This window comes from Corynebacterium sp. KPL2850, from assembly GCF_040225855.1.
Taxonomy (GTDB): Bacteria; Actinomycetota; Actinomycetes; order Mycobacteriales; family Mycobacteriaceae; genus Corynebacterium.
The window spans coordinates 1-13,898 of record NZ_JBEHFV010000020.1; the positions used below are offsets into that span (position 1 = coordinate 1).

Below are 13,898 nucleotides of genomic sequence, written 5' to 3' on the forward strand. Positions count from 1 at the left end.
GGCATGGTGGAAAGGTACCTCACTTCCCCAGCGAGATGCTGGTTTCAAGGTGTCCACCATCTGGGGGTCAGGTCCCGCGTAGTTAACCGCGCGCCCAGCAAGAAACAGGCGTGGGAGCTGCGCGCGGAATGCTGTGCGATGTCTGCGGAGATGAGCGTTATCATCAAACACGCCCGGCGCCGGGTGCGCGAGATGAAAAAGTCCACGGTCAGCCCCGGCGTGCGCACGTACCGGCGGCCCAATGACTACTGGACGCTCGCTATTACGGGCACTTCTCGCTTCATCGCGGATCTGCAGGGCGCGATTACTGCCACCGATAAAAAGCCGCTGCAGGCGGTGGAAGATATCTTCTTCGGTGCCGGCAGCGCCGCGCGCTCCACGGTGGTCACCAACGCCATCGTGCCGCTGGAGAAATTCATTCGCATCCGCGACGGCCACGGCGACGACGTGCAACTCGATCTCACCAACGGTGCGACCATGTCCGGTACCGAGTACCTGCGCCGCGTGCTTAACGATGCCGGCTATTCCGCCCCCGGCCCCAGCCCCAGCGGCAACGGCGATGGCAACAGCAGCGGCAGCGGGGACGGCGAAACGGGCTATGTCACCCTCGTGCACCCGGTGGAAGGACCGGTCAACCTCTACCGCACGGCGCGCGTGGCCACCGATAAACAAAGGATGATGGCGGCCGCGGAAAATCCGCGCTGTGCCTGGCCCGGGTGCAACCAACCGGCGGATCTATCCCAGGTCCACCACCTGACGGCCTGGAGCCGCGGCGGGGAGACCAATATGAAAAACCTCGTCGTGTGCTGTGCCTACCACAACGGCATCAACGACGACGATCCCAATGCCCCGCCCCGGCGCGGGCGGCTAGAAAGAGTGGGCGGTCGCATCGTCTGGCGGCCACCCGTAACGCCCCGCAACTAGCCGCAGGTATGCGAAAAGGCGCTCAAGTACTGAGCGCCTTCTACGCATGCCGTTTTGTGGGTTTTACTCCCACTCGATGGTTCCCGGTGGCTTGGAGGTGCAATCCAAGACCACGCGGTTGACGTCCTTGACCTCGTTGGTGATGCGGGTGGAGATCTTCTCCAGCACGTCATACGGCAAACGGGTCCAGTCCGCGGTCATGGCGTCCTCGGAAGATACCGGGCGCAACACGATGGGGTGGCCGTAGGTGCGGCCATCGCCTTGGACGCCGACGGAGCGGACATCGGCAAGCAGCACGACCGGGCACTGCCAAATCTGCTCGTCCAAGCCGGCATTGGTCAGCTCGGTGCGGGCAATCAGATCCGCCTGGCGCAGGGTCTCGAGGCGATCCTCGGTAACCTCGCCGATGATGCGGATACCCAGGCCCGGGCCCGGGAAGGGCTGACGGCCGACGATCTCTTCCGGCAGGCCCAACTCGCGGCCCACCGCGCGCACTTCGTCCTTAAAGAGCAGGCGCAGCGGCTCGACGAGCTCGAACTCGACGTCATCCGGGAGGCCGCCGACGTTGTGGTGCGACTTAATATTGGCGGTGCCGTCGCCGCCGCCGGATTCGACGACGTCCGGGTACAAGGTGCCTTGGACGAGGTAGTCGACGGTGGAGCCGGCGGGGGCATCGTCAAGCACGCCGGCCACGGCGCGCTCGAAGGAGCGGATGAACTCCGCACCGATGGCCTTGCGCTTTTCCTCGGGGTCGCTAACACCCGCCAGCTTTTTGAGGAAGGCCGAACGCTCGTCGGCGGTGACCAGCTTGGCGCCGGTCGAGGCCACGAAATCCGTTTCAACCTGCTCGCGCTCGCCCGCGCGCAGCAGGCCGTGGTCGACGAAGACACAGGTCAGGCGATCGCCGATGGCGCGCTGCACCAAGGCCGCGGCCACGGCAGAGTCCACGCCGCCGGACAGGCCGCAAATAGCGCGGCCCTCCTCGCCTACTTGAGCGCGGATATCCGCGATGAGCTGCTCGGCGATATTATCGGCGGTCCAGTTCTGCTCCAGACCGGCGATCTCCGTGAGGAAGCGGGTGAGCACTTCTTGGCCGTGGGGCGAGTGCAGCACCTCTGGGTGGTACTGCACGCCGGCCATCTGCTTGGCCGGGCACTCCATCGCGGCGACTGGGGCGCCGGCGGAGGTTGCGGTTACGTCGAAGCCCTCGGGGGCGGCGGAGACGGCGTCGCCGTGGGACATCCATACCTTGTGCGTGGGCTCGAGGCCCTTGTGCAGGATGCCGCCCTTGACGTCGATATCGGTGCGGCCGTATTCACGCTCACCGGTAGACGATACGGTACCGCCGAGGATGTGGTTCATGGCCTGGAAGCCATAGCAAATGCCGAAGACCGGGACGCCAAGCTCCAGCAGCTCAGGCTTGAGCGCTGGGGCGCCATCGGCATAGACGGACGACGGGCCGCCGGACAAAATAAGCGCGGCGGGGTCTTTAGCTTTGATTTCCTCGATAGAGGCGGAGTTGGAAACAACCTCGGAGTAGATTTTGGCCTCGCGCACGCGGCGGGCAATGAGCTGCGCGTACTGAGCGCCAAAGTCCACGACGAGGACTGGGCGCGGGGTAGTATTTGGCTTAGTCACGCCCCATAGTCTAACCCATAGGCCCCGCGGCCTAGGAAGCGCTTGCCCATGCAGGGCACCGCGGTGACTTTCAGACCGTGGGGCGCAGCGATTCGGGGCGCGGCGGCGCGGGCCCGCACGGTGCGAGGCGCGCCGCGCGCTACTTAGTAGCGAACCGCGAGCTCGACCTTCTGGAAGGACTTCAGGTCGGTGTAGCCACACTTTGCGAGGGCACGCCGCAGCGCACCCACAAGGTTGGTGCGGCCGAATGGTTCGCTAGATGGGCCGTGCAGCACGGTTTCCAGGCTCGGCGCAGCCACGGGCGCGGCATTACCTGCGGTGAGGAAATCCACATCAAGGTCGGTATCGACGCCGGCGAACTGCGCGTATCCGCGCGGGAACCGCGGGTGGCCTGCGGTAGCCGGCCAGTACCATCCCCTACCGCCTGCCTCGCGGGCCTGGGCAAGAAGGGGGCCGAGCGCGACGCTATCGGCACCGCAGGCGAAGGCCTTGGCGATGGTCCCGGAGTTATCGAATTCCGCATCCGCAATGATGTGCACGTAGCGACCCTCGGTCTCGTCGAGGTAGTCGCGGCGGGCGGCGGCGGCATCGGCAATGGCGGTGGCCATGGCGGTATCGATGCCGACGGTTTCCGCGTTGGTCGTCACACCCGCGCCAACGATGACGCCAGCCGCCCCGGTGCGCATCAAGTGCAGCGCCGTGGTGTAGTCGGCCACGCCACCGGCGATGACGGGTACTTCAAGCGAGCCGATAAATTCCTTCAGGTTCAGCGGCTCGCCACCGGTGGCGACGTGCTCCGCAGACACCAGCGTGCCCTGGATGAACAGTAGCTCGGCCCCGGCGGCAATGGCCTTCGGCGCCATCTCGCGGGCGTTTTGAGGCGAAACGCGCACGGCGACGGTTACACCGGACTCGCGCACTTGGGCGATGCGGGAGGCGAGGAGGGCATCGTCAAGCGGGGCGGCGTGCAGCTCCTGAATGGTGGAGTTATCGCCCGGCTGGGAATAAATGCGCGCCAACGCACCCTCGAGGTCCTCGTGGCGGCCCCACAGGCCTTCGGCGTTGATGACGCCCAGCCCGCCCTGCTTGCCCATCTCGATGATGAACTCGGGCGTGGCGAGCGCATCGGTGGGGTGCGAAACGAAGGGAGTATCGAAGGTATAGGCATCGATATTCCAGGTGGTATCCACGTCCTTGGACGAGCGCGTGCGGCGCTGGGGGACGATGGAGACCTGGTCTAAATCAAAGGTGCGGCGGGCCTCGCGGCCGATGCCGATTTCGGCGTATTCACGCATGATTGTCCTAGCGGTAGTTCGGGGCTTCGGCGATTTGCTGCAGGTGGTGCGGGTGGGATTCCTTCAGGCCCGCGGCCGTGATCTGGACAAATCGCTTGGTCTTGAGCTCATCTAGGGTGGCCGAGCCGGTATAGCCCATGGCCGCGCGCAGGCCGCCGATGATTTGGTGCACGATGGCATCGATCTCACCGCGGAAGGGCACGCGTCCCTCCACGCCTTCTGGCACGAGCTTATCTTCGCTGCGCACATCGGCCTGGAAGTAGCGGTCCTTGGAGTAGGAGCGCTTCTCGCCGGAGAGCCCGCGGCCTTGCATAGCACCCATGGAGCCCATGCCGCGGTAGCGCTTGTACTGCTTGCCCTGGTAGACCACGATGTCACCGGGTGCCTCGGTGGTGCCGGCGAACATGGAGCCCAGCATGACGGTATCAGCACCGGCGGCCAGCGCCTTGGCGATGTCACCGGAGTACTGCATGCCGCCATCGCCGATGACCGGCACGCCCGCGGGGGCGGCGACGGTTGCGGCTTCCATCAGCGCGGTGATCTGCGGCGCACCGACGCCGGCGACGACGCGGGTGGTGCAGATGGAGCCTGGACCGATGCCGACCTTGATGGCGTCCGCGCCGGCGTCGATCATCGCTTGGGCTGCCTCGCGGGTGGCGAGGTTGCCGCCGATGACATCGACCTTGTCGCCGAAGTCCTTCTTCACGCGGGAGACCATCTCGAGCACGCGGTTATTGTGTGCGTGGGCGGAGTCGACGACGAGGGCGTCAACGCCGGCATCGACAAGCGCGGCGGCGCGCTGATAGGACTCCTCGCCGGTACCAATGCCCGCGGCAACCAGCAGGCGGCCGGAAGCATCCTTGGAAGCATTGGGGTACTGCTCGGATTTTACGAAGTCCTTGACGGTGATAAGGCCAATAAGCTTGTTATCGGCATCAACAATCGGCAGCTTTTCTACCTTATTGGCCGACAGAAGCTCTAGGGCCTCGTCCTTGGATACGCCCTCGCGCGCAACGACGAGCGGCATCGCGGTCATGACATCGCTGACCTTGCGGTTAAAGTCCGACTCGAAACGCATATCGCGGTTGGTGCAAATGCCCAGCAAGGTGCCATCCCCATCCACAACCGGCAGGCCGGAAATGCGGAAGCGGGCGCACAGGGCGTCGACCTCGCCAATGGTCATCTCGGGGCGGGCGGTGACCGGGTCCGTGACCATGCCAGACTCGGAGCGTTTGACGATTTCTACCTGCTCGGCCTGCGCCTCCGCAGAAAGGTTGCGATGCAGCACGCCGATGCCGCCCTGGCGCGCCATGGCGATGGCCATGCGGGCCTCGGTCACGGTATCCATCGCTGCGGATGCCAGCGGCACGCCCAGGCGAATGTTGCGGGTAAATTGCGCGCCGGTATCGACCTCGGAGGGCACGATATTAGACTCGGCGGGCAAAAGAAGCACGTCATCGAAGGTCAAGCCGCGCAGGGCTACCTTGTTCGGGTCATCTCCACCAGTGTGAATAGGGTAATCGCTCATCGAGGTATCTCCTTAAACAGGTTCAGCGGCTACCTCAACTGTAGTGCGTGCCCGGCCAATGGCACCATTCAGGCTAGGGGTTAATTGCCTTAAGCGGGCAAGTTCAATAGGCTCGCAGGCGTGAACTTCTTCGCCAATATGCCCCGCGATCCTTTTGCAGACGATCCGAACGACCCTGCGTCCTTCCTGGAGGAGGACGAGCAGGTCATGCCGCTTTCCGATGAAGACCGCGTCGCCCTCATCCACGATCTCGCCTTGGTAGAGAAATTCGCAACTGTGCTCGGACCACGCGGGATCGACGGCATCTTCTTCCTGTGTGAAGACTGCCAGGAAAACCACTTCTACGAGTGGGATATTATGGCGGCCAATATGCGCGCCACGCTGGCGGGCGAGCTCGCCCCAGTGCACGAGCCGGGGGCGGAGCCCGACCCGCGCCGTTACGTGCCGTGGGACTACGCGCTAGGCTACGTAGACGGCCTAGAGAACCGCTAGGGCGTAAGTCACCGCCCTCGTTATTCCTCGGCGCCCGCCCCCAACTGAATGGTTGTGGTGGGTGCTTCTTCGGGCTCGCGCGTCTCCGGCTGCGGATTCGCCGGCGCCTGCTCCGTTACCACCACGGTTGAGGTCTCGTACTGCGTTTCCGTTACGGTTGTTGGCGCTGGCTCGGGGTTATCCTGCGGCTTTTGACCCGGCGCGGTCTCAGTGGCAGTTTCTGTCACGGTTTTCGCCTTCGGGCGGGCAGGGCGCTTCTTTTCGGCTTCCTCCTTGGCGGCGATGGCATTTTCTTCTTTGCCTTCGGCCTCTTCGAGCTTGGAGCGGGCTTCCTTCATAAGCTCGCGCGCACCATCGAAATCTCCCTCTGCCGCGCGGGATTCCATCTCATCTAAGGTGCCGGCCAGCTCCACGTTGCGGGTCTCATCCGGCCTATCAAACACGCCAGAATTAACCATGACCCCGCCCGCACCGGCGAGGATTACGGTGGCGGCGGCCGCACCGATAAGTCCATGCATCACGGGGCGATTGCGCCGGCGAGACCGCGCCTTATCGAGACTGATGACTTCCGGTTCTTCCTCTGCCCCGTCCACGCGCGGGGCTGGCGGCATCTGTTTATCGATGTCCCCCTTCAGCCCTAGCAGCAACCCAGCGAGCTCATCGCTGCCGTTGGAAGGGTCTTTACCCTGCGACAGCTCGGTGAGGAATGCATCATCATCTACCAAGGGCTGAAGCTGCTCCGTCAGGTCATCGTTATTCTTTTTGGAGTGTTTGGAGGCCATGATGGTTTCTGTCCCTCCTTCCTTTCTTAAGGTTTACGCGTGTCTCTAGAGCGGGGATTGTTGCTTTAGCCCTCAGTGGCTAGTTGTTGCCCAAGGGCCTTTCGCAATTGTGCGAGGGCTCGGTGTTGTGCGACGCGAACCGCACCCGGGGTAGATCCCACGATATCGGCGGTTTCTTCTGCCGAAAGACCAACGAACACGCGCAAAATAACGATGTTTTTTGCCTTGTCACTTAAGGTATCGAGCAAGGCGCGCATTCTGTTACTACCATCATTTTCTAGCGCCCATTCCTCGGGCGTCGCCTCGTTTGCAGTGTTTTCTGGAAGCTCCTCGGCGGGCGTGGAGCGATCGCGGCCCATGGCGCGGTGGGCATCGGTAACCTTATTAAATGCGATGCCGTAGACATAGGCCATGAAGGGCCGGCCCTTATCTTCATAGGATTCGATAGATGTGGCGACGGCGAGGCAGATTTCTTGGGTCACGTCCTCCGCGGTGGGCTGGCGCCCGCCACCGATCCGCGCACGACAATAGCGCAGCACCTGCGGCTGAATAATTTGCAGGATAGATTGCAGTGCGCGGCGGCTTCCACCAGCGGCCAGCGGAACGAGATCCGCTAGCTCTTTATCCTTATCGCTCACGAGTGCACCCTCTGCAGACTTTTAAATCGATATTCAACCATATTTCCTCTGGGGTATTGAGCGCAAAGGGCCAACTACGGTACACACCAGCAAACCTGCGACCCGGCAACCACGGCAACGCTCTTGCTTGACGATGCCCCAGTAGGAAAAGCACCGCGCTGAAGCCTGTGTCGGCGGTTGTTGTGGCTCTCCAACAGGGTTTATGCCACTTGCACCATAGAAAGAGGAAAATTCATGATTCGTTAACCTTAGCCATTATTGCAGGTAAAAGGGTGTTAACGAGTCACATAAATGGAAGCAATACCTGGAAGTAAAACACTAGTAACCCTTTGTTTACCCAGACGCGACACACTACGAATCGTTGCGGTTCGCGGATGACTCTCCACCAGCCGCCAGAGTAAGAATTCTCGTCCTGTAAAAGGAGCGTAAGTAACGTGTCTCAGTCCAAGTCTCTTCTCGGACCTACTGCAGATGTATGGGATTGGCAGTTGCAAGGTGCGTGCCGCGGTGAAAACTCGGACGTGTTTTACCATCCAGACGGAGAGCGTGGCCGCGCCCGCGCCCAGCGCGAAAATCGCGCCAAGGCCATTTGCAATTCCTGCCCAGTTATTGAGCTCTGCCGCGAGCACGCCCTGCGTTCGGCAGAACCGTATGGTGTATGGGGCGGTATGAGCGAATCCGAGCGCGTCGTGGCGCTGCGCAAGCGCCGTCGCGCGACGGTCAACGCTTAATCCAGGCGCAAAGCCCTCACACCGCTTTCGCAGCAGGCGCGTGCGAGTGGGAGCACACGCGGAAGTGCGGCGTTTCGAGTTAGCCTTCCGCGGCTAGCGCTTCCTGCAAATAGCGCCCCGTGAGGGACTCCGTCAAGCCCGCCAGTTCTTGGGGCGTGCCGCTAAAGACGAGGTGCCCGCCGGCAGAGCCGGCACCAGGGCCGAGCTCGATGACGTGATCGGCGTGCGCGAGCACGGCGAGGTTGTGGTCGATGCAGATGACGGTATTGCCGGCATCGGCAAGCTGATCCAGCAACTGCAGCGTGCGTTCGGTATCGGCGGGGTGCAGGCCCGTGGTTGGCTCGTCTAGCACGATGACGTCTGCGGTCGACTTTTTATCGGCAAGGTGCGCGGCCAATTTAAGGCGCTGGCGCTCGCCGCCGGATAGCGTCGATAGTGGCTGGCCAAGGCTTAAATAGCCCACGCCGGCAGAAACGAGCGTGTCACAAATCTTGGCCGCGGCGGGCACTTTGACGCTGCGCAAAAAATCGGCGGCGCGGGAGGCGGAAAGTTCGAGGACATCGGCGATATTGAGCTCGCCCAGGCGGTACTCCAGCACGTCGGCGGAAAAGCGCCGGCCCTGGCAGATTTCGCAGGGAACGTCCACGCCGTCCATGACCCCGAGTTCCACATACACCACGCCCGCGCCATTGCATTTTGGGCACGCGCCCTCGGAATTAGCGGAGAAGAGGCCGGGTTTTACACCATTGGCCTTGGCAAAGGCCTTGCGGATGGGGTCGAGGGCGCCGGTATACGTTGCAGCATTGGACCGGCGCGATCCCTTAATGACACTTTGCCCGATGTGCAGAAGCCTGTCTCCTGCTACCCCTGGCAGGCACGCGGCCAGCGAAGACTTGCCGGAACCGGCAACCCCGGCGATGACCGTGAGTACTCCCTCCGGAATATCGACATCGACTCCCTGGAGGTTATTGCGCTGCGCGCCACGAATGGCAAGGGCCTTGGTGGATTCGCGCACCGATTCTTTCAGCGTGGCGGGATCGGCAAGGTACTGCGCGGTTACGGTGCCGCTTTGCCGCAGCTGCGCAGGAGTTCCTTCGAAGACGATGGTGCCGCCTTCGGTGCCGGCGCCGGGCCCGAGATCCACGACGCGATCCGCAATGGCGATGGTGGACGGGTTGTGCTCGACCACGAGGATGGTATTTCCCTTATCGCGCAGGCGAAGCAGCAAGTTATTGATGCGCTCGCAATCGTGCGGATGCAGGCCGGCGGTGGGCTCGTCGAAGACATAGGTGACATCGCTAAGCGGCGAGCCCATGTGGCGCACCATGCGGGTGCGCTGGGCTTCACCGCCGGACAAGGTCCCGGTGGCGCGCGATAAGGTGAGATAGCCAAGGCCGAGCTCGATGGCGGTATCAACGTCGGCAGAAATGGCATCTACCAGCGGCTGTGCGCCGGGGAGATCGAGCTGAGCGAGCCAGCCGTGCAAGTCCGTAAGTTCCATCTCACAGACATCTGCGATGGACGCGCCGGCGATATAGGACTCGCGGGCGTGGCGCGCCAGCCGCGTGCCGGCGCACTCAGGGCAATCAACGAAGACTACGGCCTGCTCGACGAAGGCGCGCATGTGCTTTTGCAGGCTTTCGACCGGCTTGCTCAATACGTTGGTGCGCAAGCGCGTGGCAAGGCCCATATAGCTCATGTTGACGCCGCCGACCTTGGTCTTGGTCTAGGCGAAATACAGGTTGTGTTTTTGCTCTTTACTGAACTCGCGCACCGGAATATCATCGGGATACAGGCCAGATTCGGCATAGCCGCGCCACATCCAGGAGCCGGGCTTCATGCCGGGGTAGATAATGGCGCCATCGGCAAGCGAAAGCTCCTCATCCACCAAGCACGATAAATCGATATCGGATACCTACCCCGTGCCCTCGCACTTCGGGCACATGCCGCCGGCGCGCTCAAAGCGGCGAACCTCCTTGGTGCCGTTGACCTCGATGGCGCCCTGTCCAGAAGCGGAGGGAACGTTGAAAGAATAGGCCGCGGGGCCGCCGGCGCGCGGTGAGGCGGCGCGCGCGAACAGCACGCGCAGAAGGCCGGTGATATCGGTGGCGGTACCAAAGGTAGAACGCGACGATGCCGCCATGGGCTCCTGCCCCACCACTATGGCCGCGGTAAGGTGCGCCAAGCTATCCACGTCCGGCCGGGCCAGCGAGGGCATGAAGCCTTGGACAAAGCCGGGATAAGTCTCATTGACCAAGCGCTGCGATTCCGCGGCGACGGTATCAAAGACGAGCGAAGACTTACCAGAGCCGGACACGCCGGTAAAAATGGTTAGCTTGCGCTTGGGAATCTCCACCGAAACATCGCGCAGGTTATTTTCCCGCGCGCCGGTAATAATAATGCTCTCCACGAGCTTCAAGTCTAAACCAAAAGCCCGCTGCTCCCTCCCCTGGCTAGGCGGGGAAGGTGCGGCGGGCTCTGGGCTATATGCAGCGCAGGAATTAGTGGTGGTGATGGCCGTGGCCGGCCTCAGCGTCGTCTTCTTCCTGCGGCTTTTCCACAACGGATGCCTCGGTGGTAAGAACCATGCGGGCAACGGAGGTGGCATTGACCACTGCGGAGTGGGTGACCTTTACGGGATCGATGATGCCGTTATCGATGAGGTTGCCGTACTCCAGGGAGTTGGCGTTAAAGCCTTCACCGTTGGCCATCTCAGATACGCGGGAGACGATGACGGAGCCATCGAGGCCTGCGTTTTCTGCGATCCAGAAGGCTGGGCGGGTCAGGGCGCGGGCGACGGCGAGAACGCCGACTTTAGCCTCACCCTCGAAGTCCTGGGCAAAGGACTCGAGTTCCTTGGAAATCTGCACCAGCACGGAACCGCCGCCGGCGATGACGCCTTCTTCGACGGCCGCACGAGCGGCGTTGATGGCGTCCTCGACGCGCAGCTTGCGCTCGTTGACCTCAGTCTCGGTGGCGGCACCGACGCGAATGACGGCCACGCCGCCGGAGAGCTTAGCCAAGCGCTCCTCGAGCTTTTCCTTATCCCAGGTGGAATCGGTGCGGGCGATTTCGCCGCGGATCTGTTCACGGCGATCATCGAGGGCCGCGGCGCTGCCTCCGCCATCGACAAGCACGGTGTCTTCCTTGGTAATGGTCACGCGGCGTGCGGAACCCAGCACCTCGAGGCCGACCTCGTTCAAGTTGACGCCCACCTCAGGGTCCACCACGGTGGCGCCGGTAACCACGGCCAAGTCATCCATGAAGCCCTTGCGGCGCTCGCCAAAGTACGGTGCCTTTACGGCGGCGACCTTCAGGACCTTGCGGATGGAGTTGACCACGAGCGCCTGCAGCGGCTCGCCCTCGACGTCTTCCGCGATGATGAGGGTCGGGCGGTTGGTCTCCGCGATCTTTTCCAGCAGCGGCAAGAAGTCCGGCAGGGAAGAAATCTTGTTGCGGACGAGCAAAATGGCGGCATCGTCAAGCACGGCGTGGTTGGTCTCTTCCTCCGTAGCGAAGTACGGGGAAAGGTAGCCCTTGTCAAAGGAAATACCTTCGGTGACATCCACGGTGGAGTCCATGGTCTGGGACTCCTCAACGGTGACAACGCCGTCCTTGCCCACCTTTTCCATGGCACCGGCAACCATCTCTCCGACCTCCGGATCGCGGGAGGACACGGTGGCTACCTGCGCGATTTCGGAGGCGGAGTTGACCGGGGTGGCGCGTGCCTTGAGCTCCTCGACGGCCTTTTCCGCCGCTGCGGAGATGCCGCGGTTGAGCTCAATTGGGTTAGCGCCGGCTGCAACGTTGCGCAGGCCCTCAAAGATGAGCGCCTGGGCCAGCAAGGTCGCGGTGGTGGTGCCGTCGCCAGCGATGTCGTTGGTCTTGACCGCAACGGACTTAACCAGCTGCGCGCCCAGGTTCTCGAAGGGCTCCTCGACATCAATATCGCGGGCGATGGTCACGCCGTCATTGGTAACGGTCGGGCCACCGAAGGCCTTGGACAGTACGACGTTGCGGCCGCGCGGGCCGAGGGTGACCTTGACGGCATCAGCCAGCGTATCGACGCCGCGCTGAATTCCCTCGCGGGCTTCTTGGTCGAATGCAATAAGCTTTGCCATAAGTAGTTCCTACTTCTCGATGATGGCGAGGATGTCGCGCTGGCTCAGCAGCAAGTACTCTTCGCCGTCGTACTTCAGCTCGGTGCCGCCGTAGCGGGAGAAGACAACGGTGTCGCCTTCCTTAACGTCCATGGGGATGCGGTCATCGTCGTCTTCCCAGCGGCCCGGGCCGACGGCGATAACGGTTGCTTCCTGCGGCTTTTCCTTTGCCGAATCCGGGATAACCAGGCCGGATGCGGTGGTGGATTCTGCTTCTACGATCTGTACGAGGACGCGGTCCTCAAGCGGCTTAATAGTTGCCATGATGTTTCCTCCGTATTGTTCGTTTGCGCACCTTAATGGCGCGCGCGTGCCGGTTGTGGATGTCCAGCACAGCCGTCGTCGCGGGTGAACAACTGTGGGTCAAACAACCTGATTAGCACTCTACCCTCGTGACTGCTAACCCTCAACAACGACGCGACCCCCGCAGCCGGGCCGCGCTACGGTGCCAAGTGCGTCAGGGACACCACGTGTACTCCGCTCGGATGCCGAAAGCTCAGGTTTCCTCCCGTCACGATCATCAAGACGGGCGGAGCCTCCCATTCGAAGCGTTCTGCGAAGGCCTGCAAATTGCTTGCCGCCTTCTCAATGATCTCTTGGCTTTGCCCCAATTTAATTTCTACGAAGACGGTCCTGCCCGCCAGCTCAAATACCGCATCTACTTCCAGCCCAGATGCGTCACGGGCATGAAAAATACGCTTTCCACTTAACACCGCTAAATCATGGACTACTTGGGATTCAAAAAGCTGCCCGGCAAAGGCAAGGTTGCGCAGTAATTTATCCGGGGACGCGTCCACGGCAGCAGCCGCCAACGCCGGATCCGCCAGATGCCTCTTTGGTGCCGTTCGCAGGCTAGCCCGGGAGCGAAGATGAGAGGACCATGCCAACTGTTCTTCCACGATGAAGATGCGTTGCAACGCGGCAAGGTACTCGCTGACCGTAGCCCTTTGCGCGCCAATATCGGTAGCAATAGAAGAAATGGACTGTTCTGTAGCTACTCCACGGGCAAGCGAACGAATAAGCGTCGTTACTTTTACCGGATCTCTTCGCACACCATCGGCGGCATTGATATCCACGTGGGCTACGGTATCGATATAACTGCGCAGGTTCTCTTGTGCCGCCTCAACGGAATAATTCCGGTTTGCGGGCCAGCCTCCGTGCGCCATACGCTCGATAATCCCTGCAACATCTACAACCGTCTCCCCATTCGTCTGCGGGGATTCCTGAGCTACCAATTCGGCTAATGATACTGCGCCATTAGAATGCCCTGATTCATAAAAACTGAAGGTCTTCATCCGCAGCCTAGCTATACGCCCCGCGCCCGAGTGCCTGGATTGCTCCTCCATTGGCGCTGTTGACCCAGTGAGAATGAACTGCCCGGGTGCTTGCCGGCGGTCAATTTCATGCCGCACCAAGTTCCACAACTGCGGTTTTTCTTGCCACTCATCAAAAACTCGCGGCGTCTGCCCCTCCAACGCCAAATCTGGGACCGTGCTGAGCTGCATGTCGAGGTTTAAATCCGTATCCACCTGGACAAGACTCCCCGCAATTTGCCGAGCGGTCGCAGATTTCCCGCAGCCCTTTGGACCTTCTATTAGCACCCCTCCGGATCGCTGCAGGGCCTCATGAAGCCGCGAATCTTCTACTCGTGGAAGATACAGATAGCCGTCTTGACCATTCATTTTAAACCCATCCATCAGTTTGAGTGCG

10 protein-coding genes and 2 pseudogenes are annotated in these 13,898 nt (G+C 61.9%); 3 read left to right on the forward strand and 9 right to left on the reverse strand.

Going from position 1 to position 13,898, the window contains the following annotated elements; translation table 11 throughout:
• Positions 1 to 75: 75 nt before the first annotated feature.
• A pseudogene (locus ABRP93_RS07730) lies at positions 76 to 924 on the forward strand (HNH endonuclease signature motif containing protein); the annotation flags it as partial.
• Positions 925 to 987: 63 nt separating this feature from the next.
• On the opposite strand, the gene guaA reads toward ABRP93_RS07730, so the two are convergent.
• From guaA to guaB, 3 genes are all read right to left on the reverse strand, one after another.
• Complete coding sequence (gene guaA, locus ABRP93_RS07735; protein ID WP_349887539.1) at positions 988 to 2,562, reverse strand: glutamine-hydrolyzing GMP synthase; 1,575 nt, start codon at positions 2,560 to 2,562, stop codon at positions 988 to 990.
• A 143-nt stretch (positions 2,563 to 2,705) separates the two neighbouring features.
• Positions 2,706 to 3,857, reverse strand: coding sequence for a GuaB3 family IMP dehydrogenase-related protein (locus tag ABRP93_RS07740; protein WP_349887540.1), 1,152 nt, complete (start codon positions 3,855 to 3,857; stop codon positions 2,706 to 2,708).
• 7 nt (positions 3,858 to 3,864) lie between these two features.
• On the reverse strand, positions 3,865 to 5,385 hold the full coding sequence (gene guaB, locus ABRP93_RS07745) for an IMP dehydrogenase (RefSeq protein ID WP_349887541.1): 1,521 nt from the start codon (positions 5,383 to 5,385) through the stop codon (positions 3,865 to 3,867).
• A 120-nt stretch (positions 5,386 to 5,505) separates the two neighbouring features.
• Here guaB and ABRP93_RS07750 point away from each other — a divergent pair, with 120 nt between their 5' ends.
• Positions 5,506 to 5,877 (forward strand): DUF5319 domain-containing protein, encoded by a 372-nt coding sequence (locus ABRP93_RS07750; RefSeq protein WP_349836557.1) that lies wholly within the window; start codon positions 5,506 to 5,508, stop codon positions 5,875 to 5,877.
• A gap of 20 nt (positions 5,878 to 5,897) precedes the next feature.
• Here the strand turns inward: ABRP93_RS07750 and ABRP93_RS07755 are convergent, their stop codons facing one another.
• Together ABRP93_RS07755 and ABRP93_RS07760 are read right to left on the reverse strand one after the other, a co-directional pair.
• Positions 5,898 to 6,659: a hypothetical protein gene (locus ABRP93_RS07755; RefSeq protein WP_349887542.1), complete on the reverse strand. Its 762-nt coding sequence runs from the start codon at positions 6,657 to 6,659 to the stop codon at positions 5,898 to 5,900.
• A gap of 65 nt (positions 6,660 to 6,724) precedes the next feature.
• On the reverse strand, positions 6,725 to 7,297 hold the full coding sequence (locus ABRP93_RS07760; protein WP_349887543.1) for a sigma-70 family RNA polymerase sigma factor: 573 nt from the start codon (positions 7,295 to 7,297) through the stop codon (positions 6,725 to 6,727).
• A gap of 434 nt (positions 7,298 to 7,731) precedes the next feature.
• Here ABRP93_RS07760 and ABRP93_RS07765 point away from each other — a divergent pair, with 434 nt between their 5' ends.
• Positions 7,732 to 8,028, forward strand: a complete 297-nt coding sequence (locus tag ABRP93_RS07765) for a WhiB family transcriptional regulator (protein WP_023016784.1) — start codon at positions 7,732 to 7,734, stop codon at positions 8,026 to 8,028.
• Positions 8,029 to 8,107: 79 nt separating this feature from the next.
• On the opposite strand, the pseudogene ABRP93_RS07770 reads toward ABRP93_RS07765, so the two are convergent.
• The 4 genes and pseudogenes from ABRP93_RS07770 to ABRP93_RS07785 all read right to left on the reverse strand — a co-directional run bounded on the left by ABRP93_RS07770 (position 8,108) and on the right by ABRP93_RS07785 (position 13,870).
• A pseudogene (locus ABRP93_RS07770) lies at positions 8,108 to 10,447 on the reverse strand (AAA family ATPase).
• Positions 10,448 to 10,529: 82 nt separating this feature from the next.
• Positions 10,530 to 12,149, reverse strand: a complete 1,620-nt coding sequence (gene groL, locus ABRP93_RS07775; RefSeq protein WP_023025277.1) for a chaperonin GroEL — start codon at positions 12,147 to 12,149, stop codon at positions 10,530 to 10,532.
• A 9-nt stretch (positions 12,150 to 12,158) separates the two neighbouring features.
• Entirely contained in the window at positions 12,159 to 12,452 is a 294-nt protein-coding gene (groES, locus tag ABRP93_RS07780) for a co-chaperone GroES (protein WP_005277188.1), read from the reverse strand.
• A 176-nt stretch (positions 12,453 to 12,628) separates the two neighbouring features.
• Positions 12,629 to 13,870: an ATP-binding protein gene (locus ABRP93_RS07785; protein ID WP_349887544.1), complete on the reverse strand. Its 1,242-nt coding sequence runs from the start codon at positions 13,868 to 13,870 to the stop codon at positions 12,629 to 12,631.
• Between the last annotated feature and the right edge of the window lie 28 nt (positions 13,871 to 13,898).